Consider the following 22,400-nt stretch of genomic DNA (forward strand, 5'->3'; position numbering starts at 1 on the left):
TAACAGTTAAGACACCGTTTTCAAATTATCATTAACTGCTTGTTGATAGGCGCGAGGGTTATTTGCTTTTTTAATGGCTTTAAAAGCTTTTTGTGGATTAGGAAATGTCTCTGACCAGTACTCCCAAAACCCTTGCATTTTCATCTTTATAGGCGTTGGGCCTTGTAAAAATTCATCATACTGTTGGTAAATGGTGTCATGAAATTCTCTAAAGATTTCCCAGCGGTTTTCTGGATATATCTCGGTATCAGCTTTAATCATACTGGGTAAAAAAGGATCGGCTATGAGGCCGCGACCTATCATCCAGTGATCTATTTTAGGAAATTGCTCTTGCATGGCTCTAAAACCAGCGACACTTGTAATATCTCCATTGTAATAGAGCTTGTGTTTTGAAGTGTCTAGACACTTTTGAAACGACTCGAGATCTACACCACCTTTATATAGTTGCTTGCCTATACGGGCGTGTATAGCGATGTTTTTAATTGGGTATTTTTCTAAAATAGGGAAGGTGCCTAAAATCTCTGTAGGCTCTAGGTATCCCATTCTCATTTTCATCGAGACTATTACATCCGTTTCTGCATGGACGCGTGCAAGTATATGGTCTATTTTTTCTGGATCACAAATAAGTCCAGAACCCATACCTTTTTTAGTTACCATAGGATAAGGGCAACCTAGATTCCAATTTAATTCTTTGTAACCTAATGATCTTATGTATTCTACAGCGATAAGAAACTCGTCTGCATCGTTAGTCATTACCTGAGGTATTAAATCTGGCACCTCGTTATTTTCTAACTGCAAGTCACGTTGATACTTGCTGCTTATTACAGGTTTGTTGTTAAACCTTATATATGGGGCATAATACGTATCGATACCGCCAAAGTATTTGTGTATCGCATTACGGAATCTAAACTCTGTAAAACCTTGTAATGGAGAAGAAAGTAGGGTAAATGACATGTGTTATAATTGCAGTGCAAAGTTAGTGTTTGCGCAAGTAGAAAATATAGCTTTCTACTAATATTAAATTAGCTCAAGTTTCACAACTAGGACACTTATGTCTTTTATTCCTCTTCGTCTATTTTAGGAAGGTTGTAGACTAAATCTTCTAGGTCTACCTTTTTTTCTATGATGCCTACAGCAGTAAATTCTTCAATGATTTTATCTACTGTACTTTTCCATAATTGGTCATCACTAAACTCTGTACGCAACAGCCATTGCTGCACATCGCCTACTTGCAGGTCATAATGTGATGCAATAGTGCGATCTATACTAGGTATATGTTTAAAGTCTGATGTGTAGGTATTTATAATATGAAGCATTTTTGAAAGTGCTTCTTCTTTCTCTTTGATGCAGCTTTCTGTAGCAGCGATGACAAAACTAGGCCATGGTGTGGCTATAGTTTCTAGGCGTTTAAAAATACCTTGATCTACTATAGGTTGCGTCATGTAACGTTCCCAAAGAAAGAGTTGCGCTTTATTTGCACTAAGAGCTTCTACAGCGCCATCGAGCGTGTTAATTAACTCAAATTCTATGTCTTCGGTATCCCAACCATGTCTTTTGGCTAGTAGATAACTCATTAAATGAGAGCCACTTCCATAGCGACTTATGGCTATTTTACCATCTTCTAGTTGCTCTGTTCTATCTGCTTCTATATTACCAGGTGCATGCACGCCCCATAGTAGAGGAGAGGATACATATACTTGTAAAATACGCGACTTATTCCCAGCGATAATATCTTTTACGATTCCATCGGTTAGAATACAGGCTACGTCTAGTTGCTCTTCACGCAATAGTTTGCTCATGCGACCAGTTCCTTCTGGTACGTCTTGCCATTGTAGATCTATTCCCGCTTTCGCGAAAGCGTTATCCTCAATTGCTAGGTGCCATGGCAAATTAAAATGCTCTGGTACACCGCCTATTTTTATGGTTATCTTTTTTTCCATAGCTTACAAATATAGCACAGAAGCGTTAACTATGCTTTTGTTCTAGGTATTTATAAATTTCTTCTTGTGAGCGAATTTTCTTCTCCCCATCCTTGGCTTGCACCATTGGGTTGTTTTCTTGTGGCGTATGTATGCGTGCTTTTACATTATCTCTCAATTGAAGGTCTAGAATATCATCAAGCTCTGCATATATATCTGGATCATTGATAGGTGTTAACACTTCTATTCTACGATCTAGGTTACGACTCATCCAGTCTGCGCTACCAGTGTACATGATAGGATCTCCTGCATTGTGAAATTTATAAATACGACCATGTTCAAGGAATCTGTCTACTATAGAAGTGATTTCTATATTTTCACTTATACCTTTAAGTTGCGGCACGAGACTAGAGAATCCTCGTACTATAAGACGTATATGTACACCAGCCTGACTGGCCTGGTACAATAGATGAATCATGCCACGATCTTCTAGCTGATTCATCTTTGCTGTGATGTAGCCACCTTTACCGTTTTTAGAATGTTCTATTTCTTGACGTATTAATGATTCAAAAGTACTTCTGGTAGTAAATGGGCTTATAAGCAGGCTACTGGCACGTGGTATAATTAAATCACCTTGCAAGACTTTAAAGGTTCTTAAAAGGTCTTTAGTTATTTTTTTATCTGCGGTAAATAATCCGTGATCACAATAGTTTTTAGAAGTTTTGGCATTAAAATTACCGGTACCTATGTAAGCATATCTTTTTTTCTTATCGTTTTCTCTACGTAAGATAAGAAGCACTTTGCTATGTACTTTTATACGTGGATAACTATAAATAACACGAGCGCCGTGTTTTTCAAATATCCGTCCCCATTTGATATTGTTTTCTTCGTCAAATCTAGCTTTTGCTTCTACAAATACGGTTACTTTTTTACCGTTTTTAAGTGCTCTTAATAATGCATCTGTAAGCGCAGATTCGTTTGCAACGCGATATAAAGATATTTTTATTTCTTCTACTTGCTCATCTTGTGATGCTTGGTCTATAAATCGTTGCACATAATCAAAGGACATAAAAGGAAAATGTACGAGCTGATCTTTTTTTGCAATTACTTCAAAGTAAGAACTTTCCTTTTCTAATACTTTATGCTTTATAGTGTTTAAAGGAGCTGCCTGTAGCTCTTTGTTTTTAGTTGGGTTAGGGAAACCAAAGAAGTCATGGAAGTTATGATACGTACCACCAGCTACCATATCTATTTTACCTAAGCCTAGACTTTTTCTTACGTTTTTCCTAACATCTTTAGGCATGCTCTCATCATAGAGCAATCTAGTAGCTTGTCCTACCTCACGTTGCGATAAAGATTTGTGAATCAAGTCTGCCAGAGTGCCGTCTATCTCTTGATCTAGATATAATTCTGCATCTCTAGATAGTTTAATAGAGTAGGTGTTTGATATTATATTTTCAGGGAAAATATCTTCAATATTAGCTTTTATGATATCATCTAAAAAGGTTATAACATGTTGATCATCTTCTTTTTTAAGTTCTATAAAACGACTAGTTTCTGATGATGGGATATTTACAATACCGTATTTTTTTTCATCCTGAAAGGTTACTAATAAATAGAGGTGTTGGTTTTCTAAAAATATATCACTGGACTTTGAAGCCTCTACGATATCGGTATGTAATATCTTTTTGAGATGTGTTTTATAATATTCATTGGCTAGCTGTAGGTGGTTGTTTTTAAGAGTTTTGAGATCTAATAAGTGGATGTTGTTATCCTTTAATTCAGGGACTATATGATCAAAGAAAATCGTACCTAACTCTTCTTGTTGAGATTTTACTTTAACCAGTAATTGCTTTACAAACTTAGAAGGACGTAACGCTAGTTTTTTTCTAATGCTTTTATCAACTCTTTTAAGCTGACGCATTTGAGAAACTCTTACTCTAAAATACTCATCTAGATTTGATGAGAAAATAGCGATAAATTTAAGACGCTCATAAAGAGGGTTGCTTTTATCTGCAGCTTCTTGTAGCACGCGGTCATTAAAACTTAACCAGTTGATGTCTCTATGCTGGTAAGGATATTTTTGAGGTTTCTCCATCTGTTAAATTTACACAAATCGAGCAGTGCATTTTATCAAACTAGCGTTAAAAAAACGTAAGTATTACTTAGAAAGACATTTTTTAATAATTTTTTAAATAAGCTTTGAGAATGTTCAATAATGGAAGACGAAGGTTGTGTGATAGGTATGAAAGACTAATCGGTATTTAAAGAAGTGTTTTAATTAAGTAATCAAGTAAAAAAACACCATTCAAAGAACCTTCTAAAAAGTTATTTGAATGATGTTTTTACTACTAGATAACAAGTTATTATTATTGAAAATATGACTATTGTGCGACGATGCTATCTAGGGTAAACTTAATTAGTTTTTCTACTAACTCTTTAGGTTTTGTAGAAAATTCTCCAGTAGCTCTATTTGCTAGAATAGCATTTAATGACACAGCTCTATGGCCTAATAACTTTGACATGGCGTATATACCAGCGGTTTCCATTTCTAGATTAGTTATTTTATGTCCTTCAAAATTGAAGTCTGCAATGTGTTGATTCAAATCATTTTCTGCAGGTTGTAATCTTATTTTACGACTTTGTGGCCCATAAAATCCTACATTAGTAATGGTATTTCCATTAATCATCTCTACGGTCTGAAATTTCTTTGCAAGGTCTGCATCGCAGTTTACTATGTAAGGGGTAGAGTGTAATTTTGATCGTGGAATTTGTTGGGTAACCGCTTTCGCAAAAGCGAGATCGCCACCATCACTTTTATACCAGTGCATTAAACTATCAAAACCTATCCCGCGTTGTGATAATAAAAAGCTGTCTATGGGAATATCACTTTGTACGGCACCACTTGTTCCTACACGTATGATATCTAGAGATTTAAGCTCTTCTTTTACTTCTCTAGTTTTAAAATCTACATTTACTAACGCATCTAACTCGTTAAAAACGATGTCTATATTATCCGTTCCTATACCGGTAGAAACCACGCTAATGCGTCTGTTTTTATAAACACCAGTATGGGTGTGAAACTCGCGTTTTCCTACTTTTAACTCTATAACGTCAAAGTATTTTGAGACTTCACTGACACGCTCTGGATCACCTACTGTGATTACAGTGTCTGCCAGTTGATGTGGTTTTAAATTTAAATGATAGATGCTACCATCTGGATTTATGATAAGCTCTGAATTTGCTATAGGCATATTAAAAATCGTGTTTTGCGATGAGTGAAATTTCTACATTCACATATTTAGGCAGGTTTGCTACCTCTACAGTTTCTCTAGCAGGAGCTGTTTCTTCTTTAAAGTAACTTCCATAAACTTCATTAACCGTAGCAAAGTTGCCCATGTCACTTAAAAAAATACTTGTTTTAAGTACGTTTTCAAAAGTCATGTCTACCTGTTTAAGAAGGCTCTCTAGATGTTTCATTACTAGATGAGTCTCTTCTTTAAGATCGTCTATTTTAAGTTCTCCAGTGGCAGGATCTATCGCAATCTGACCGCTAGTGTATAATGTCTTTTCAAAATCATTACTGTAATATACAGCCTGATTGTAGGGACCTATAGGCTTAGGAGCAAGGTCTGTGTAGATAATTTTTTTCATGATACTAATTTAAGACTTATTAAAGAGCTTCTTGAAACTGTATAATAAGTTTTTATTTAAGATTATGTTAAATGAAAAAGCGCGTTGTGTAAAACAACGCGCTTTCTATTAAATATGGAACTTTAAGTTCTATATGATTTATTTTGTGATCTTCATTTCAAAAACAAGATCAGTGTTAGGAGGTATAACACCACCAGCGCCACGCTCACCATAAGCAAGGTCAGATGGTATAAATGCTACTATCTCGTCACCGTAATTCATAGATAACATAGCGTCTTTAAATCCTTGAACCATACCTACAGAAGAACTGTATTGAACTGGCATAGGGGCATAAGCATTCATTTGTGCTTTTCTCTCGTTTACGTTATCATATTTTTGAGCTATCTCTAATACAGAAGAGTCAAATAAAGTACCGTCCATAAAGAAACCACTATAATCCATCATTACAGAAACGCCATCAGCTGGTTTTTCACCGCTTCCTGCTTTCTTTACATAAACCATTACATCGCTATTAGGTAATTTAGTAGCTTTAAGTTTTAGAGCAGCAAGGTCAGTTGCTTTAGCCGCTTTATTTGCAGGTGCAGCAGCTTTTCTTTCGGCAGCAATCTTTTCTGCTTCTTCTCTTTTTGCTTTTGCAGCACTTAATGCGTCTTCAAATGTTTTAACAGCATCCCATTTTCTAGCTTCTTTACCTTTACGGATTATAGATATTTTTTGCATGATCATATCTTCTACAGGCTTCTGTCCGTTTACTGGAGTAGTAGCAATAGAATCAACAACTTCAAGACCTTTTACCACTTTACCGAATACGTTATAACGCATATCCAGTTTAGGGTTTTCTTTGTGCATGATAAAGAACTGGCTACCGTTAGTATCTGGTCCAGCATTTGCCATAGAAAGGATACCTTTAGAATCGTGCTTTAAAGAATCGCTTACTTCTTGATCAAATTTGTAACCTACATCACCACTTCCAGTACCAGTAATATCTCCACCTTGTATCATAAAGTCTTTAATAACTCTATGAAAAATAAGACCATCATAAAAAGGTTTACCTTTAAGAGAATCGTTCACTAATGGGTGTTTACCTTCAGCGAGAGCGACAAAGTTAGCACTAGACACAGGAGCATCCTTGTAATACAATTCTGCAAACATGGTTCCTTTATTCGTTTGAATTTCGGCATATACACCATCCTTAACGTCTGGATATTTGTCTTCACAAGAAGATGCCATAAATACTAGGGCAAGTATTGCAAGTAGTCCGTGGATTTTTTTCATTTTACTAATTTATTTTTTTTGTTTAAAATTACTTTGGATTTTGCTTTCGCGAAAGCGGAACACTTATCCCACTTTTAGTTTTCTACATTTATACCTAATAATCTTACACGACTTTTAAAAGGTGTGTTAGGTCCTATTAGATTTTGGTCTCCATAATAGCCATAAGCTGCATAAGATGGGAAAAATACGATCATCTCCTCATTGGTTTGCATTAACTTTAACGCTTCTCTCATACCTCTAAAAACACCATATTCTTGCTCTAGGCTCTTTGTGATAGGAGATAGGTCTTCTTTATTATAAATAACCTCTCCATTTAAAGAGGTAACATCATATTCAAAAGTAACTCGATCACCAAATTTAGGCTGGATACCGCTTACAGAATCTTTTTTAGTAAACATGTAATAAAACCCAGTTGAACCGCGCTCAAACTGTTGATCTAGATCCTTAATAATGGTTTCTATCGCTTCCTCTTCGGCAGCGTATAGTTTTTTATTAATTTCAATAGATTCTTGTATGGTAGAACTAGTCGTGTTAGTAATAGGTTTTCTAGGTTCTACTTTTTTACTACAACCGTAAAAAGAAACTAGAATAACAACTACTAAAACCGTTTTATATAACCACTTCATGGAGCTCTTTTTCATAAGAGGGCAAGATACTAATTAATTTTTTCACTGTATCGTCCATAGAAAGATCAGATTTACCACCGGCTGCATTTTTGTGGCCGCCACCTTCCCAGTTATCTCGTGCTAGTTGATTCACATCAAAGTCACCCTTAGATCTTAATGATGTTTTAATGATAGACTCGCTTTTTTTCTCGATTAATATTTGTGCAAATACAATACCGTCTAGACTTAATGCATAGTTTACAAAACCTTCTGTATCACCTTTTTTAAAGTTATTGTCATCCAGTTCTTTTTGAGTAAGAGTGATAAAAGCAGTGCGGTATTTTTCTAAAATAACCATGTTATTAAGTGCAACACCTAGTAACTTCATTCTAGAAGGTGTGTTTACATCATAAATCTTGCGATTTATACCTTCACTATTTGCTCCTTTATCTACCAGATTTGCAGCAACACGTAGGGTAGTAGAAGTGGTAGAACGGTATTTAAAACTACCAGTATCTGTTAATATACCTGTGTACATAGCAGTAGCCATGGCAGGAGTTATTTTTTCAGTGTCGCCTAGCATTTCTAGAAAGTGATAAATCATCTCGCAGGTAGAACTCATTGCGGTGTCACTATACATATAGGTAGCAAAATCATCTGGTTGCTGGTGATGGTCTATCATAACAAAGGTAGATTTTACCTCGCTAAGAATAGTTTCCATATTTCCTGCGCGGTGAAAAGCGTTGTGATCTAGGTTAAAAATAAGATCGGCTTCTTTGATAAGAGCATCTGCTTTTTTACTTTCTTGTTCGTAATTGACAAATAAATCACTGTAATCCATCCATTTTAAGAAGGTAGGAAAATCGTTAGGACTTATCATAGTTACCTTGTGACCTAGCTGGATTAAATAACCGTAAAGCGCAGTTACAGAACCTACAGCGTCACCATCTGGATTTTTATGTGGTACAATAACAATATTTCTAGGAGAGGAAAGCTCTTTTTTCAGGCCTTCAATTTGATCTTTATTCATAGGGTAACAAAAGTAAAGTTTTCTCAGGCTTTAACAAGTATAATGGTCATTAAGCTAGAGGACAGTTTTATTTTTTATTTAGGAGGTATAATTTTATGTCAAAGTATTACTTTTGCAGCGCATTTTAAAAAATATAAAAATGGCTACTAATAGAACATTTACAATGATTAAGCCTGATGGCGTTGAAGACGGTCACACAGGTGCTATACTTGATAAGATTACAGCAAGCGGTTTTAGAATCGTTGCTTTGAAAAAAACTCAAATGACTGTTGCAGATGCACAGGCATTTTATGAAGTACACAGTGAGCGTCCATTTTATGGTGAATTAGTAGAATTCATGAGCCGTGGTCCTATAGTAGCTGCAGTTCTTGAAAAAGATAACGCTGTTGCAGATTTCCGTACTTTGATAGGTGCTACAAATCCTGCTGATGCTGCCGAAGGTACTATTAGAAAGATGTTTGCAAAGAGTATGGGTGAAAACGCTGTTCACGGTAGTGATAGTGATGAGAACGCTGCTATAGAAAGTGCATTCCACTTCTCTGGTCGTGAAATGTTCTAAGAAACAGACTTTTTATAGTAGTTTACTACTTTAAATTATATAGAAAAGCCACTTCATAAGAAGTGGCTTTTTTTTGTTGGTTGTTTTTATCGCTTTCGCGAAAGCGAAACAATTAAAATTCTTTTAAAAATTTATACACTTTAGGTAAGGGCAGTCCCATGACGTTATAATAGCAACCTTCTAAACGTGTAACGGCTGCATATCCTAACCAGTCTTGTACACCATAGGCGCCAGCTTTATCAAAGGGTTTGTAATTAGTAACGTAGTAGTCTATTTCTTCTTCACTAAGAGGTGCAAAATGTACCTTAGTAACATCATTAATAACATGCTGACGTTGCGATGTTGTAAAGCAAACAGATGTGTAAACTTCATGAAAATCCCCACTCATAGAGTTTAACATCTCTCTAGCATGTGTAGCACTTTTAGGCTTTTCTAATGGAGCGTCATTAAACCATACTATGGTGTCACTAGTTATTAATAATTCGTTTTCCTTTAAATCATTTTTAAAGGCGCTAGCTTTTAGAATAGAAAGGTAGTCTGTGATTTCATGACCTTTTAAACGGTCACTGTAAACCTCGTCTACAGGTCTGGTTTCTATTTTAAAATCTATATCTAAACCTTTTAAAAGCTCTTGTCTACGTGGTGATTGAGACGCGAGAATGATCTCTGTATCTTTAAATTTATTTGCTAGCATAGCTGTTAATTGAAGTAATAATTGATTCTAAAAATTCCTATAGATAGTATTCCTAATAGTAAAACTACCTTGAGTATAGTAGACAGTATATGAAATTCTCTTTGAGACGCAGCTGTCCATAATTTGATCATGACATACATTAACGGTCCCATGATTAAGAATATGAAATAATAGGTAGCAATTTCATTTAAGTAAATATATTCATAAACGTACCAGCCTAATAGAACTAGAATAGCTATTATGAAAATAGAGGTAAACCTTGCTGCACGAGTTCTACCTAGAGCAATGGCTAGAGTGTTTCTACCGCCAGATTTGTCTCCGTTTACATCTTCACAATCCTTAACCCACTCTCTAACTAGATTGATTAAAAATGCCATTAAGGCAAATTCTAATAAGCGTGCCATGATAAATCTAAAAGCAACTTGTGTCTCTGGAGTGATGACAGGAAACATTTCAAATACTCCAGTGATTAATAGGACCAATGCAACTAATATAGAGATGATAATATTACCTACTAGTAGAATAGATTTAAGCGAGCTCGCATAAAGGTAAAGTACAAAAGCCACTGCAATAAATACACTAGAAAGCACAGGTTTCCCTAAACTGTTTGATAAAACAAATCCACAAATAACAGCAGTAATGGTAAGAGCAAAGTATAAATTATAAGCATTCTTTTCTGTGATACTTTTTGTTACTAGTAGCTTTTCTGGTTTATTGACTTTGTCTATTTCTACGTCATGAATATCATTAATGACATTGCCACTTGCGGTGAGTAGGGCAGTCGCTGCTATTAATAGAAGCAATTGCCACCAGTTTAAAGCAGGTACCACATTAGATGGTATAAGCATGCCGTATATAATGACTAGTTGCGTTATAATAGTCATTAATACGTTGGGCCAGCGTATAATTTTAAGGAAAACAGTCATTTTAAATAGAAGGAAAATTTTAAAGCTATTGAGGTAAAACTAAGTGATTCCGCTCTATAGCGGAATCACGATGTCAACTTATGTATTTGTGTTTGATCTTTTAAATTCTAAGTTTATTAAGTAGACTTAATGCTTTTACCATCTTGTACGTTCCATTTACCTTGTACTTTCATGACTTGTTCTATGATGTCACGTACACAACTATCGCCACCGTTTTTATGAGATATATATTGACTTACCGCTTTTACTTCAGGAATTGCGTCTTGTGGACAACAGCCCACACCAGCAAATTCTAGTGCTGGTACATCGGGCATGTCATCACCCATGTAGACTATGTTTTGAGGCTTTAAATTATGTTTTGCAACATATTCGTGCATTTGCACCATCTTATCACTGGCATTTAGAAAAACGTCTGTAATGCCTAGACCTACTAGTCTAGATTTTACACCTTCATTTCTACCGCCTGTAATAATACATACGTTAAATCCATTATTAAGAGCTGTTTTCATAGCATAACCATCTCTTGCATTCATGGTACGTAAAAGTTCTCCAGATTCAGAAATAAGCATGCGACCATCGGTAAGGACGCCGTCTACGTCTAGAATAAAAGTTGTGATATCGTGTAGTAATTCTTTATAGCTAGTTGCCATGTGTTTTTTGTATGGAGTTAGTAATAGATCGGTACATATCGCGATCTTCATTATCAAGCATTTCTAGATGCTTTTCTATAGTTTTTATGTCGTTTCTCATCGCTGGACCGGTTTGTGCCTTTTGAGGAGATAAATCTATTGCTTTGACTAGAGTTTCTTGCATTAATGCATTTAGCAACTGCGTGTCCATGGCTGCGTCTTGCATTATTTGGTCAGCTTTAGTATAACAGTGATTTACAAAGTTATTCATATAAACAGCTGCAAGATGGAGCTTTTTACGTTGATTAGAATTGATTTGTTCTCGCTTTCGCGAAAGCGTAACAGCCACCTGCTCTAACACATCATTTACAGCCTCACTGTTAGATTCTAAACATAAAGTAATGTCCCCAAAGTTAGGTTTTCTAGTTTTACTAAAGCTTTGTGGCATATAAAAAACGCCGTGACGCTCATGTTTTTCTAAGGCTGTAATAGATACACTACCGCTGGTATGTGCTATAATGGCTTGTGAGGTAGGTAATAGGTTTGCTGTTTTATTTACGGCATCATCTGGTACTGCAAGTATAATAAGATCGCAAGCGGGCAAATTTGCTATTTGAGAAAGTAAAGGGGCTTTTATATCTGATAGCTTTTTTTGAGCTCTATTATAATATCCTACAAGAGAAATTTTATTTGATAAAGTAGCTTTTTCAAAGGCATGACATAAGTGCATTCCTACATTACCGGTTCCTATAATAATAATCTTAATCATAATGTAAAAATACGTACTTCAAAGCGACTCACAATACATGGTGTTGCGGCTTTTGTGAAGTATCTTTGCGGCCTGTAAAAAAGTCCTATGAAAGATAGATTAATTGCCTTGCTTTTTGGTACTCGTACAATGACATTTTTGCTGCTAGCATTTGCAGCAAGTATGGCGGCGGGAACATTTATAGAAAACTCTTATGATACACCTACTTCTAAGCTTTGGGTATATAATGAGTGGTGGTTTTCATTAATCATGTTTTGGTTAATGATCAATTTTATAGGGAACATAAAACGTTATGATTTATTACAGTGGAAAAAGTGGGCGACGCTTACTTTACACTTGTCATGGGTTCTAATCATTATAGGAGCAGGAATAACACGTTATATTTCTTTTGAGGGAATGATGTTGATACGTGAAGGACAAACTGCAAATACTTTTTTGAGTGACGAGACTTATTTCAGTGCTATTATTCAAGGTGAGGATGAAAACGGTAATCCTATGCAACGTAGTGTAAAAGAAAGATTATTAGTCTCGCAATATGATTATAAGACTTCTAGAGATTTTGATTTCTATGATAAGAATATAAAAGTAACTATAGACAGCATGATTTACGATGCTGTAGAGGGCTTAAAACCTGGAGATGAAAATAGCGATCGTTATTTAAAGATCGTAGAAGCTGGTGAGGGAACGAGACATGATCATTTAATTAAAGATGGAGAAGAGGCGAGTATTCACAACGTACTTTTCGGTGTGAATATAGATCCTGTGGTGGCTGCCCAAAAAGGTCTTATTAATATCACAGAAAATTGGAACGGTTATACGATACAGACTCCATATGCTGGAAATTACTTGCGCATGGCAGACCAGCTAGAAGGAGAAGTTTTTGGAGATTCTATACAAGAATTAAAATTAAGATCATTGTATTCTCTTGCTGGAATGCAATTTGTGATTCCTGAGCCTGTTACCCAAGGTGAGGTAGGAATAATTAAAAGCCCTGAACCTACTAAGGCAAAGGCACACGGTATTCTCGCTACGGTAACTAGTGGTGAAGAATCTCAAAAAATAGAATTATTAGGCGGTAAAGGGATTATATCAAATTTTAAAGACATCGATATTAATGGCCTTAAGTTATATTTAAAGTATGGCTCTATTGCGAGAGAATTACCTTTTAGTATACAATTAAATGATTTTATAGCTAGTAAACAACCAGGAACAGAAAAGTCGTACTCTGCTTTTGCAAGTGAAGTTACTGTTATAGATTCTATGGGTAAAACACCAGAACGCATTTATATGAATCACGTATTAGACAAAGAAGGTTATCGTTTTTTTCAAGCAGGTTTTGATCCAGATGAATTAGGTACACACTTATCTGTTAATCATGATTTCTGGGGTAAAACGGTTACTTATATAGGTTACTTTCTTCTTTATTTAGGTCTTATGGCATTGCTATTTGATCCTAATACCAGATTTGGTGAGTTAAGAAGATTAATTAACCGTGTTAAAAAACGCAAGGCAAAACAGCTAGTAATGATTGCTATGTTGTTTTCTATAAGTATAGCTGGTGCGCAAGTAAAACAAGAAGATCATACTGGGCATAATCATGCTGCAGGAGAGCATTCTACAGCTATAGAGAGTAGAGAAGGTGTAAGTACAAATCAGGATGACGCTGTTGTTGATACTACAAAACCTGAGATAGATGTCGCAGATACTAAATTGCCACCTATACCATTAAAACTAGCAGATAGTATTATAGTGGCTAATATGGTACCACTTGTACAAGCAGAACGTTTCGGTAGAATAGTAGTACAGGATAATGGACGTATGAAGCCTATGTCTACCTTATCTAGTGAGATATTACGTAAGATTTCCAAGAGAGATTTTTATGAAGCTAAAGTAGGGGATAGCGTTGTGAGGTTAACACCAGAGCAAACGATGATAAGTATGATTCAATTTAGAGATCTATGGTTTGACGTACCGTTGATTAAATTGAATTATAAGAATGATTCTTTAAAGACCATTATAGGTGTGGATAAAAGTACCAGTTATGCTCGTGGTATGGACTTTATAAGAAGAGAAGATAATACGATAGGCAGTTATAAAATAAGCCCATATTTAGACGAAGCAAATGCAGCAGATGTGAAGTCGAGCATACATCAAGGTTTTATAGATATTAATTATGCTGTTGGGTTATTAGACCAAGTCTTAACAGGTTCTATTTTTAAAATATTTCCTAAGTATCAAGCAGAAAATAACAAGTGGTATGCTTCTGTAGATGCAGAAGAAGCAGGTTTTAATGATGAGCAGAAACGTTTTGTAAGAGATTTCCTTGGTGCGTATAGTACGTTATTAATACGAGGAAAAGCAGATGGCAATTATGTAAACGCAAATGCAGCTCTCAATAGTTTGATGGAGTTTCAAAAAGTTTATGGTGTTGATATAATTCCAACCGAGGACAAGATCGAAGCAGAGATCCTTTACAATAAGTTCAATGTCTTTAAGAGCTTGTATAAATGGTATGCATGGTTCGGTGTGATGATGTTGATTCTTTTAATAGTAGAGATCATTAAACCGATGAAAGAGATAGGATGGACTATTCAATTTCATAAATGGGTCATTTTTGGATTATTCTTAGTACATACAGCTGCGTTAATCATGAGATGGTACTTAAGTGGTCATGCACCATGGTCAGATGCTTATGAGTCGTTAATTTATGTAGCATGGGCAACGATGTCCTTTGGACTCATGTTCGGTAGAAAGAGTCATATGACTATAGCTAGTACGGCATTTGTAGTGGCTATTATTCTATGGGTAGCACAGTTGAACTGGTTAGACCCATCGATAGGTAATTTACAACCTGTTCTAGATTCTTACTGGTTAATGATACATGTTTCTATAATCGTAGGTAGTTACGGTCCGTTTGCGTTAGGAATGATTTTAGGTCTAGTGACTATGATTCTTATGATATTCTCCACAAAAAAGAATAAGAAGATTATGGATCTTAATATCAAAGAGCTTACTTATATCAATGAAATAGCTCTTACTGTAGGTCTTATCATGCTTACTATAGGTAACTTCTTAGGAGGTATGTGGGCAAATGAATCTTGGGGACGTTACTGGGGTTGGGATCCTAAAGAAACATGGGCATTGATAACTATATTTATCTATGCATTTGTATTGCACTTAAGGCTTGTTCCAGGTTTAAAGAGTAGATGGACCTTCAGTTTATGGTCTGTGCTTGCATTTGCTAGTGTATTGATGACCTATTTTGGTGTAAACTTCTATTTATCAGGATTACACAGTTATGCCAGTGGAGATCAAATTATCTCTTACAAATTTGCAATGATATCGTTATCAGTGATTTTAGTTCTAGCGGCTATTGCTAGATACAGAGAGAATAAAATTTACGGTAAAAAGAAATAGTAGTACAACTGCCGTTTTCATTAAAGCTCTATATAGATTTATTTATCTGTATAGAGCTTTAATTTTTTGATAGAATCTTTGCTCATGCTATAGTTTGCTATTGCTTTAATTATCATACCGCAACCTACTATAATTGCACCATAAAATATTAATGAAATATTAGTAGCTAGAGTAGTAGATATACCTATTACAGCTAATAGCAAACCTAATAAGATCATTATATTTCTCCTAGATTTCATCTTTTTAAGGATCGAGTCTAATACTTCTATAACTTTAGCTTTGTAAGAATGAGGAATTTGTAGATCACGATCATAAATACCTGCAAATAGTGCTAGAAACTCTTCTTTAGAAAACTGATCTGTGTTATGATGGTCTTCTTTATTCTTTAAAAAGACATCAATTATGGATGTGAATTGATTAAGTAAATCTTCATCATTTAAATGAAGTTGTTTTCTTGAGGTTTCTAAGCTGTGCTTTTTCTGTTGTTCAAAAGTAGATTCTTCTCTCAGTCTAGCTTGCTCGTCTGCATAGAGTTCGTCTAGTAGAGAGCTTTTCTCATTAACAGATTTGTGTTTAGACGCATTGTCATACTCTCTTAATTCTTTCCATTGATTTGCATCTACGGATCGTTTTTCTAAGGTAATTTGTGCGGCATTCCAGGCGACTGGAGTATATTTTTCTTTATCTATAGTAAGAATATGAATCAATTCTCGATCAGAAAAATCGGCATATAGTTTAAGAAGTTGCTCTTGATTCATTTAATTATTATGCTGATAGTTAGATAACTTTAGTCTTTAAATGAATTCCTGAAAGCTTCTTTCTCACGTTGTGTTTTACGTTGTATCTGGAAACCTTTTAAGAATTTACGTAAATACTGATCATTTAAATATTTGAATTTAGGATGTGTTCTTTTTCTGAAGAAGGCACTCAATTCTGTTTCACTTATCACAACATCTGCCTTTTTCCAGATATAGAGTAATTCTTTAGATGTAAAATTAAAGGCAATTTTAAGTTTACGTAGGATAATGGTATTATCTAGTTCTGTCTCTGCGACAGGAATTTGACCATCTTTTTTACCTCTATGGTTAACTATAAGTCCATTAAGAAAAACAGCTAGATTTTCATCTACGACTACATCAAAGTCTTCATCTTCTTCTTTTTTGAGCCAGTTGCTTATTTCTGCTCTAGAAACAGGTTCACCACCTTTGGCATATATATCTATCATCGCATCATCACTCAAGTTTAGAGTAAATCTCAATCTTCTTAATATATCGTTGTTATCCATTTCTTTTATTTATAGACTAGTTTAAGGCTACAAAGGTACGATTATGATTGCCTTTAAGATTATTTTATTGGGTTTGTTCCACTTTTGCGTAAGCAGAAATCAATTAATAATGCTTTTACTTTTATAATTTAATACCAAATCTTGAGAGCATCTTCTTTTCAAATTTCCAAAAAAAGTCAAATTGACCAAATAACCAGCCCATTGCTACTAATAAAATTTGATAAATAGGGAAGAGTATAAGTATACGCAACGGCCAGAATAGCCATCCAGACATAGATTCTCTGCTCAAGCCTATGTATTCCATAAATGGGCCTGATAAACGTGCAGATAAGGAACCAGTGATGGCAAATACTATAAACATGGCAATTAATTCCCATCTATATGTAACTTCCCATCTGGTTTTTAATTTTGAAAACAACCACATGGTTATTTTGTAAAATATATAGGCTAGAATTAAAGTCACGATTATGGTAAAAGCATACTCGTAGGTAATGTCTTCAAATGTGGTAGGTAAAATGCGCACGGCTATAAAATAACCACATGCTAGTAAACCTATTATTCCTAAAAGGATGTAAATGAATTGCCAGTTTTGGGTAATCTCCCAATTCTTTTTTAGTTTTTGCATATTGCAAAAATAAGTTACTTCAACTTCTGATTATATTTTTGTTCAAAGAAAAGGAAGTAGTTGTACAGTAAATAATTCACCTCATAGCCATAATCTGTTCTACGATTGTAATCTATGGCAAATGGGTAAAGATGACTGCCATATTTTATAGGGTTTCTAGATCTAATATTATAAGTAGTAACTTTTAAAGCATTACTTATTTCCATAGCAGATTGAGAATAATAACCTCTAGGTGGTTGTGTACCTAACCAAGAATTAAATCCAGGTTCAAAAATTATAATCTCGTATTCTAGACTATCGTTTACGATACGTATTGTGTCGTTTTTTACAGAACTATTAGAAGTCAGTTTTTTATTTTTTCCTGTATCCATGGTGCTGCATCCTACGATAGCTACTATCACAAAAATGCTGTATATAAATGTTTTCATAGGATAAAAATAGAGTGCTTGTTTCCTTAAATGAAGTAAGAATGAGTTAACGATGCAACTCGTTGAGTAAACAAGTACTTACTACATTAAAGGTACAAAAAAAGCGATCACTAAAGGAGTGATCGCTTTTATAATAATAAAGAGTTGGGATTCTTATTTGAATAAACCTCCTAAAATACCACCTATACCGCCACTTTGTTTTTTATCACCACCTAGAACCATTCCAGCAACGTCGTCTATAATGCTACCATCACCGTCTGCATCTAGAATTTTTTCAATAAAGCTTTGTTCTCCTGCTGCAGCACCAGACTGACCACCTAGAACAGAACCTATAAGGTCACCTATACCATTAGATCCAGAAGCAGTTGCTTGAGATTGATTTTGCTTTGCAAGTACACCCATAACTACAGGAGCAGCCATTTTAATAATTTGACTTACAGATCCCATGTCCATACCACTTGTTTGTGATAAAGCATTTTCTACTTGAGTTTGTTTAGAACCTAAAACATGATTTAATATCCCAGCACCATCAGACTCTAATTGCTCTGGGCTACCTGCACCATCACCAAAAATACCACCCAACATATCCATTACACCACCACCGCTATGACGTGGGTCGTTTAATGCATTGTTAAGAGATTCTGCACCTTCAGGAGTAGCAGCATTACGTTGCATAGCTCCTAAAATAAGAGGCATTGCTTGAGATAATAGACCAGAAGTTTGGTCTGCTGATTGTCCTGTTTTTTGAGAAAGTCCTTGTATTAAAGTTTTTCCAGTATCAGATTGTAGTAAGTCTAGTATTGATGACATAAGTAGTTGTTTATTTTAATTACAGCACAATTTACATAATTTTATTGGTAGTATTAAAAAAGGCTAGATTTTAGTTTCGCTTTCGCGAAAGCGCAATTATTACCGACCAATAACCTTAATTAATCGGTATAATACATTTTTATGGATTCTGTCATTTTGCGATTTCTGAGTACGGCACGATCAAAATCATGCATAAACATAGAGTTTTTCTAAGTTTCTTATCGATCTTAATTAGTTTTAAGTACGCTTATCTGAGCAGTATTAAGGTATTAAAGTCACATATTGGTCAGATATAATAGATCCCACTGACTGTTTGAAGATTTAATTTTTTAATCAAAAAAAACCGCAATCGGTTAGAATGCGGTTTTAAAAAGTATGATTTATCTAAGATTTGTTATCCCAGTATCTCAATAATCTGATCAGCCAGCTCAGTTCCTATACGGTCCTGTGCTTCATTAGTTGCAGCGCCTATATGTGGACTTAATGAAAGTTTATCATTCATTAACAAGACTATTTCTGGTTGTGGTTCTTTTTCAAAAACATCTAGTGCAGCAAAAGAAATATGCTCTGTCTCTAGCGCATTTACTAGAGCAACCTCGTCTAAAACACCTCCACGAGCAGCATTAACTATAGCAGCTCCTTGTTTCATTTGTGCTAATTCTTCTGCGCCTATCACATAATTCTCTTGTGCAGGAACATGAATAGTAACGAAGTCTGCAGTTTTAAGCAATTCTTCTTTTTCTACAAGAGGAATTTCTACTTGTACTGTCTGTCCATCAAAAAGATCCCAAGATACAGTAGGAGCCTTATCGGCAAAACTATCATGAGCAACTACTTTCATACCTACACCTGCTGCAATTTTTGCAACTTCTTGCCCTATGCGACCTATACCTATAATTCCTAAAGTTTTACCACGTAATTCAGAACCTTTTGCATATGCTTTCTTTAAACCTTTGAAGTTACTATCTCCTTCTAGGGGCATGTTTCTGTTTGCGTCATATAAGAATCTTACACCACCGTAAAGGTGACCAAAAACTAACTCGGCCACACTGGCGCTACTTGCCGCAGGAGTGTTAATTACTTTAAGTCCTTTTTCACGTGCATAAGCCACATCTATATTATCCATACCAACACCACCGCGTCCTATAATCTTAAGACTTGGGCAGTTGTCAATTAACTCTTTACGAGCCGTAGTTGCAGATCTTACTAAAAGTACTGCTACTTCATTTTTATTTATATATTCTTCTAATTGTCCCTGTGCGACATTAGTAGTAATTACCTCGTGACCAGCTGCGGTTAATTTATCAATTCCGCTTTGTGAGACACCGTCGTTTGCTAGTATTTTCATTTTAGTTTCTTTTGTTTCCGTTTCCTAACCTTAAAAGGGTGCAGAAACAGTTGACTTATTATATTAAACTTTGAGTCAAATTTAAGTTCTAATGAAATCTCACCCTTTAAGGTTGGAGAAAAGATTTCGTTATTAAAAATCTATGATTATTAATTCTTAAGCATTTTTTTCTAACTGCTGCATTACATCTACAAGAGTTTGTACGCTCTCTAGAGTTAATGCGTTATACATGCTTGCACGATAACCACCTACAGATCTATGACCGTTTAAACCATTGATTCCTGCTTCTTTCCACATAGCATCAAATGCTGCAGTGTGTGCGCTATCATTTAAAACAAATGTAGCATTCATAGCAGATCTGTCTTCTTTCTCTTTTACAAAACCATTGAACAACTCATTGCGATCTATTTCATTATAGATTAATGCGGCTTTCTGGTTATTTAATTTTTCTATAGCATCTATACCGCCATTTTCTTTTAACCATTCTAGTGTAAGCATACTTACATAAATAGGAAATACTGGTGGAGTATTGAACATAGAATCTTTTGAGATATGTGTTCTATAGTCTAACATAGAAGGTATTTGTCTAGAGACTTTACCTAAAATATCTTCTTTTACAACGATTAAAGTAGTTCCTGCTGGACCCATATTTTTTTGAGCACCTGCATAAATCAAATCGTATTTTTCAAAATCACGTTGTCTTGAAAATATATCACTACTCATATCACAAATTAATGGAACAGACACATCTGGAGTGTACTGCATTTGAGTACCAAAAATGGTATTATTAGTCTGAAAATGGAAATAATCTACATCTTCAGGGATTACATAACCTTTAGGAATGTGATTATAATTATCTGCTTTTGAAGAAGCTACTTCTATAACCTCACCAAACATTTTTGCTTCTTTAATAGCTTTGTCGGCCCAAGTTCCTGTGTTTAAATAAGCTGCTTTTTTTTCTAAAAGGTTATAAGCAACCATTAAAAACTGCATACTTGCTCCACCACCTAAGAATAATGCTTTATAACCTTTGCCAGTTAAACCTAAGTGTTCTAGCGCTAGGGATTGAGCTTTTTCCATGACCGAAACAAAATCTTTACTACGGTGGGAAATTTCTAGGATACTTAAATCGTTGAAATTAAGAACAGCTGCCGCTGCTTTTTTAAAAACTTCTTGTGGCAGTATGCATGGTCCTGCGCTAAAATTGTGCTTAAGCATTGTGTGTCATCTTTTGAATGAATTACAAAAATGCAAAATAGAACGCCAAATTATGTTATATAATCGATAAGGTTTTTAAGATAATGTCAACAAAAATTGAATAGTATCCACACCGTCTGCATAGTCCTGTAATCCAGGTGTTTGTGTAGTACCGAATTCTACTGTCTGTGGTGCAGTCATTTTTCCTAATAAATTACTTACAGTACTGGCTGCTGGTCCAGATGCTACAACGCATTGTAACTTATCTGCATTTTCTTGAAACTCTGTCGCCAGGTCTTCTAAATTATCGTAATAACTATAGCCTAAACTAGCAATAGGAGAGGAGTAGCTGTCATTTTCTTCTTTGATTAATAAGAACTCGTTATCTAATAAATCAAACTCGCTCATTAAATAAACGGCTTTGTTGTAGTCGTAGTTATTTAGGTATTTTTCATTTTTAATAAGTTCTTTTCTAACAAACATGCCATTAAAAAACAGATCAAAATTATATCCTTTGGGCACTTTTAAATGACTCACACTTCTACAACCTAAGCCAAAATAAAGAAACACATCTTTACTAAGCGCTTCCATTTGTTCTAGTGTTTCATTTCCTGTTAAAACGGCAACACTATTTCTATTTTTACGTATGATATTAGGCTTTTTACCAAAATAATGTTCAAAGTATCGAGCTGTATTATTACTTCCGGTAGCGATTACCGCGTCATAATTTTCTAATTTACCGTTTGCATAAGAGTAGGACGTAGCCAGTTCTGGACAGTAAGAAGTTGCTATTTCTAGTAATAAAGGAGTGAGTACGTCATCATTGCTAGAATTTTTAATCATCGCATGATGGCCTGAGATAATGACACATAATACATCATGAAAACCTACTAGAGGTAAGTTACCAGCGGTAATAAGCGCTACATTTTTAGAGCTTATTTTTTCTAGCTCATAGGCTTGTGTCCAGTTAGTTAGATTCTCTACGGTTAAGGCATTTGCCCATTCCTGAATGGAAAAATGTAAAGTGTCTTCTGTAAACCAAGAGTTCTTACGTTCTGCTAGTTCCAGTCTTTGTTTTATGATATCTTGCCAGCTAGCACCTGAGTCTGTGAGAGACTCTAGGGTACCTTTTAGGTAAGAAGATAGTTGAGATCCCGCTTTCGCGAAAGCGGAAATACGATCATTTAACGTGGTATTTATTGACAATGTGTTCACAAGGCACTATTTTTG

General features: G+C 35.1%; 22 protein-coding genes. 2 read left to right on the forward strand and 20 right to left on the reverse strand.

Going from position 1 to position 22,400, the window contains the following annotated elements:
- Positions 1 to 6 precede the first annotated feature (6 nt).
- The 8 genes from ACJJVN_RS00705 to ACJJVN_RS00740 form a co-directional block, all read right to left on the reverse strand.
- Positions 7 to 954 (reverse strand): tRNA dihydrouridine synthase, encoded by a 948-nt coding sequence (locus tag ACJJVN_RS00705; RefSeq protein ID WP_405376737.1) that lies wholly within the window; start codon positions 952 to 954, stop codon positions 7 to 9.
- A gap of 104 nt (positions 955 to 1,058) precedes the next feature.
- Complete coding sequence (locus tag ACJJVN_RS00710; RefSeq protein ID WP_405376739.1) at positions 1,059 to 1,940, reverse strand: substrate-binding domain-containing protein; 882 nt, start codon at positions 1,938 to 1,940, stop codon at positions 1,059 to 1,061.
- Between the two features lie 25 nt (positions 1,941 to 1,965).
- A complete protein-coding gene (ppk1, locus tag ACJJVN_RS00715; protein ID WP_405376741.1) occupies positions 1,966 to 4,017 on the reverse strand; it encodes a polyphosphate kinase 1 in 2,052 nt (683 codons plus the stop codon).
- A 286-nt stretch (positions 4,018 to 4,303) separates the two neighbouring features.
- Complete coding sequence (locus ACJJVN_RS00720) at positions 4,304 to 5,173, reverse strand: nucleoside phosphorylase (RefSeq protein ID WP_405376743.1); 870 nt, start codon at positions 5,171 to 5,173, stop codon at positions 4,304 to 4,306.
- A 1-nt stretch (position 5,174) separates the two neighbouring features.
- A complete protein-coding gene (locus tag ACJJVN_RS00725; RefSeq protein ID WP_104515945.1) occupies positions 5,175 to 5,573 on the reverse strand; it encodes a Rid family detoxifying hydrolase in 399 nt (132 codons plus the stop codon).
- Between the two features lie 138 nt (positions 5,574 to 5,711).
- Positions 5,712 to 6,848 carry a peptidylprolyl isomerase gene (locus ACJJVN_RS00730; protein ID WP_405376745.1) on the reverse strand — a complete coding sequence of 379 codons (1,137 nt, stop codon included), beginning with the start codon at positions 6,846 to 6,848 and terminating at the stop codon, positions 5,712 to 5,714.
- 74 nt (positions 6,849 to 6,922) lie between these two features.
- Positions 6,923 to 7,474: a gliding motility-associated peptidyl-prolyl isomerase GldI gene (gene gldI / locus ACJJVN_RS00735; RefSeq protein WP_104515947.1), complete on the reverse strand. Its 552-nt coding sequence runs from the start codon at positions 7,472 to 7,474 to the stop codon at positions 6,923 to 6,925.
- Positions 7,458 to 8,483 (reverse strand): bifunctional oligoribonuclease/PAP phosphatase NrnA, encoded by a 1,026-nt coding sequence (locus ACJJVN_RS00740; RefSeq protein WP_405376747.1) that lies wholly within the window; start codon positions 8,481 to 8,483, stop codon positions 7,458 to 7,460. Before ACJJVN_RS00740 ends, gldI begins: the two co-directional genes overlap by 17 nt.
- A 139-nt stretch (positions 8,484 to 8,622) precedes the next feature.
- On the opposite strand from ACJJVN_RS00740, the gene ACJJVN_RS00745 reads away from it, so the two are divergent.
- Entirely contained in the window at positions 8,623 to 9,042 is a 420-nt protein-coding gene (locus tag ACJJVN_RS00745; RefSeq protein WP_405376749.1) for a nucleoside-diphosphate kinase, read from the forward strand.
- Between the two features lie 112 nt (positions 9,043 to 9,154).
- On the opposite strand, the gene ACJJVN_RS00750 is transcribed toward ACJJVN_RS00745, so the two are convergent.
- The 4 genes from ACJJVN_RS00750 to ACJJVN_RS00765 form a co-directional block, all read right to left on the reverse strand.
- Entirely contained in the window at positions 9,155 to 9,736 is a 582-nt protein-coding gene (locus tag ACJJVN_RS00750; protein ID WP_405376751.1) for a Maf family nucleotide pyrophosphatase, read from the reverse strand.
- A gap of 5 nt (positions 9,737 to 9,741) precedes the next feature.
- Positions 9,742 to 10,662: a geranylgeranylglycerol-phosphate geranylgeranyltransferase gene (locus ACJJVN_RS00755; protein ID WP_405376753.1), complete on the reverse strand. Its 921-nt coding sequence runs from the start codon at positions 10,660 to 10,662 to the stop codon at positions 9,742 to 9,744.
- 116 nt (positions 10,663 to 10,778) lie between these two features.
- Positions 10,779 to 11,312 carry a KdsC family phosphatase gene (locus ACJJVN_RS00760; protein ID WP_405376755.1) on the reverse strand — a complete coding sequence of 178 codons (534 nt, stop codon included), beginning with the start codon at positions 11,310 to 11,312 and terminating at the stop codon, positions 10,779 to 10,781.
- A complete protein-coding gene (locus tag ACJJVN_RS00765; RefSeq protein ID WP_405376756.1) occupies positions 11,302 to 12,060 on the reverse strand; it encodes a Rossmann-like and DUF2520 domain-containing protein in 759 nt (252 codons plus the stop codon). The genes ACJJVN_RS00760 and ACJJVN_RS00765 overlap by 11 nt, the downstream gene beginning before the upstream one ends.
- 87 nt (positions 12,061 to 12,147) lie before the next feature.
- Here ACJJVN_RS00765 and ccsA point away from each other — a divergent pair, with 87 nt between their 5' ends.
- Positions 12,148 to 15,477, forward strand: a complete 3,330-nt coding sequence (ccsA, locus tag ACJJVN_RS00770; protein WP_405376758.1) for a cytochrome c biogenesis protein CcsA — start codon at positions 12,148 to 12,150, stop codon at positions 15,475 to 15,477.
- Positions 15,478 to 15,515: 38 nt separating this feature from the next.
- On the opposite strand, the gene ACJJVN_RS00775 is transcribed toward ccsA, so the two are convergent.
- The 8 genes from ACJJVN_RS00775 to ACJJVN_RS00810 form a co-directional block, all read right to left on the reverse strand.
- Positions 15,516 to 16,235, reverse strand: coding sequence for a hypothetical protein (locus ACJJVN_RS00775; protein ID WP_405376760.1), 720 nt, complete (start codon positions 16,233 to 16,235; stop codon positions 15,516 to 15,518).
- A 29-nt stretch (positions 16,236 to 16,264) separates the two neighbouring features.
- Positions 16,265 to 16,762: a DUF1456 family protein gene (locus tag ACJJVN_RS00780; protein ID WP_405376762.1), complete on the reverse strand. Its 498-nt coding sequence runs from the start codon at positions 16,760 to 16,762 to the stop codon at positions 16,265 to 16,267.
- A 121-nt stretch (positions 16,763 to 16,883) separates the two neighbouring features.
- A complete protein-coding gene (locus tag ACJJVN_RS00785; protein ID WP_104515957.1) occupies positions 16,884 to 17,387 on the reverse strand; it encodes a DUF6787 family protein in 504 nt (167 codons plus the stop codon).
- A gap of 14 nt (positions 17,388 to 17,401) precedes the next feature.
- Entirely contained in the window at positions 17,402 to 17,815 is a 414-nt protein-coding gene (locus ACJJVN_RS00790) for a DUF6146 family protein (protein WP_405368263.1), read from the reverse strand.
- A 153-nt stretch (positions 17,816 to 17,968) separates the two neighbouring features.
- Positions 17,969 to 18,625 (reverse strand): DUF937 domain-containing protein, encoded by a 657-nt coding sequence (locus ACJJVN_RS00795; RefSeq protein WP_405376764.1) that lies wholly within the window; start codon positions 18,623 to 18,625, stop codon positions 17,969 to 17,971.
- Positions 18,626 to 19,019: 394 nt separating this feature from the next.
- Positions 19,020 to 19,973: a D-2-hydroxyacid dehydrogenase gene (locus tag ACJJVN_RS00800; RefSeq protein ID WP_104515962.1), complete on the reverse strand. Its 954-nt coding sequence runs from the start codon at positions 19,971 to 19,973 to the stop codon at positions 19,020 to 19,022.
- A 156-nt stretch (positions 19,974 to 20,129) separates the two neighbouring features.
- Positions 20,130 to 21,191, reverse strand: coding sequence for a 3-phosphoserine/phosphohydroxythreonine transaminase (gene serC / locus ACJJVN_RS00805; protein ID WP_104515963.1), 1,062 nt, complete (start codon positions 21,189 to 21,191; stop codon positions 20,130 to 20,132).
- Positions 21,192 to 21,266: 75 nt separating this feature from the next.
- Entirely contained in the window at positions 21,267 to 22,385 is a 1,119-nt protein-coding gene (locus tag ACJJVN_RS00810) for an acyl-CoA reductase (protein ID WP_405376766.1), read from the reverse strand.
- Positions 22,386 to 22,400 lie beyond the last annotated feature (15 nt).

This window comes from Nonlabens sp. Asnod3-A02 (assembly GCF_045063755.1).
Taxonomy (GTDB): Bacteria; Bacteroidota; Bacteroidia; order Flavobacteriales; family Flavobacteriaceae; genus Nonlabens; species Nonlabens xylanidelens.

Bases quoted from the DNA above. Each gene is read 5' to 3' on its own strand.
- ACJJVN_RS00705 (WP_405376737.1), bottom strand. From the start codon at position 954: ATGTCATTTACCCTACTTTCTTCTCCATTACAAGGTTTTACAGAGTTT.
- ACJJVN_RS00710 (WP_405376739.1), bottom strand. From the start codon at position 1,940: ATGGAAAAAAAGATAACCATAAAAATAGGCGGTGTACCAGAGCATTTT.
- ppk1 (WP_405376741.1), bottom strand. From the start codon at position 4,017: ATGGAGAAACCTCAAAAATATCCTTACCAGCATAGAGACATCAACTGG.
- ACJJVN_RS00720 (WP_405376743.1), bottom strand. From the start codon at position 5,173: ATGCCTATAGCAAATTCAGAGCTTATCATAAATCCAGATGGTAGCATC.
- ACJJVN_RS00725 (WP_104515945.1), bottom strand. From the start codon at position 5,573: ATGAAAAAAATTATCTACACAGACCTTGCTCCTAAGCCTATAGGTCCC.
- ACJJVN_RS00730 (WP_405376745.1), bottom strand. From the start codon at position 6,848: ATGAAAAAAATCCACGGACTACTTGCAATACTTGCCCTAGTATTTATG.
- gldI (WP_104515947.1), bottom strand. From the start codon at position 7,474: ATGAAGTGGTTATATAAAACGGTTTTAGTAGTTGTTATTCTAGTTTCT.
- ACJJVN_RS00740 (WP_405376747.1), bottom strand. From the start codon at position 8,483: ATGAATAAAGATCAAATTGAAGGCCTGAAAAAAGAGCTTTCCTCTCCT.
- ACJJVN_RS00745 (WP_405376749.1), top strand. From the start codon at position 8,623: ATGGCTACTAATAGAACATTTACAATGATTAAGCCTGATGGCGTTGAA.
- ACJJVN_RS00750 (WP_405376751.1), bottom strand. From the start codon at position 9,736: ATGCTAGCAAATAAATTTAAAGATACAGAGATCATTCTCGCGTCTCAA.
- ACJJVN_RS00755 (WP_405376753.1), bottom strand. From the start codon at position 10,662: ATGACTGTTTTCCTTAAAATTATACGCTGGCCCAACGTATTAATGACT.
- ACJJVN_RS00760 (WP_405376755.1), bottom strand. From the start codon at position 11,312: ATGGCAACTAGCTATAAAGAATTACTACACGATATCACAACTTTTATT.
- ACJJVN_RS00765 (WP_405376756.1), bottom strand. From the start codon at position 12,060: ATGATTAAGATTATTATTATAGGAACCGGTAATGTAGGAATGCACTTA.
- ccsA (WP_405376758.1), top strand. From the start codon at position 12,148: ATGAAAGATAGATTAATTGCCTTGCTTTTTGGTACTCGTACAATGACA.
- ACJJVN_RS00775 (WP_405376760.1), bottom strand. From the start codon at position 16,235: ATGAATCAAGAGCAACTTCTTAAACTATATGCCGATTTTTCTGATCGA.
- ACJJVN_RS00780 (WP_405376762.1), bottom strand. From the start codon at position 16,762: ATGGATAACAACGATATATTAAGAAGATTGAGATTTACTCTAAACTTG.
- ACJJVN_RS00785 (WP_104515957.1), bottom strand. From the start codon at position 17,387: ATGCAAAAACTAAAAAAGAATTGGGAGATTACCCAAAACTGGCAATTC.
- ACJJVN_RS00790 (WP_405368263.1), bottom strand. From the start codon at position 17,815: ATGAAAACATTTATATACAGCATTTTTGTGATAGTAGCTATCGTAGGA.
- ACJJVN_RS00795 (WP_405376764.1), bottom strand. From the start codon at position 18,625: ATGTCATCAATACTAGACTTACTACAATCTGATACTGGAAAAACTTTA.
- ACJJVN_RS00800 (WP_104515962.1), bottom strand. From the start codon at position 19,973: ATGAAAATACTAGCAAACGACGGTGTCTCACAAAGCGGAATTGATAAA.
- serC (WP_104515963.1), bottom strand. From the start codon at position 21,191: ATGCTTAAGCACAATTTTAGCGCAGGACCATGCATACTGCCACAAGAA.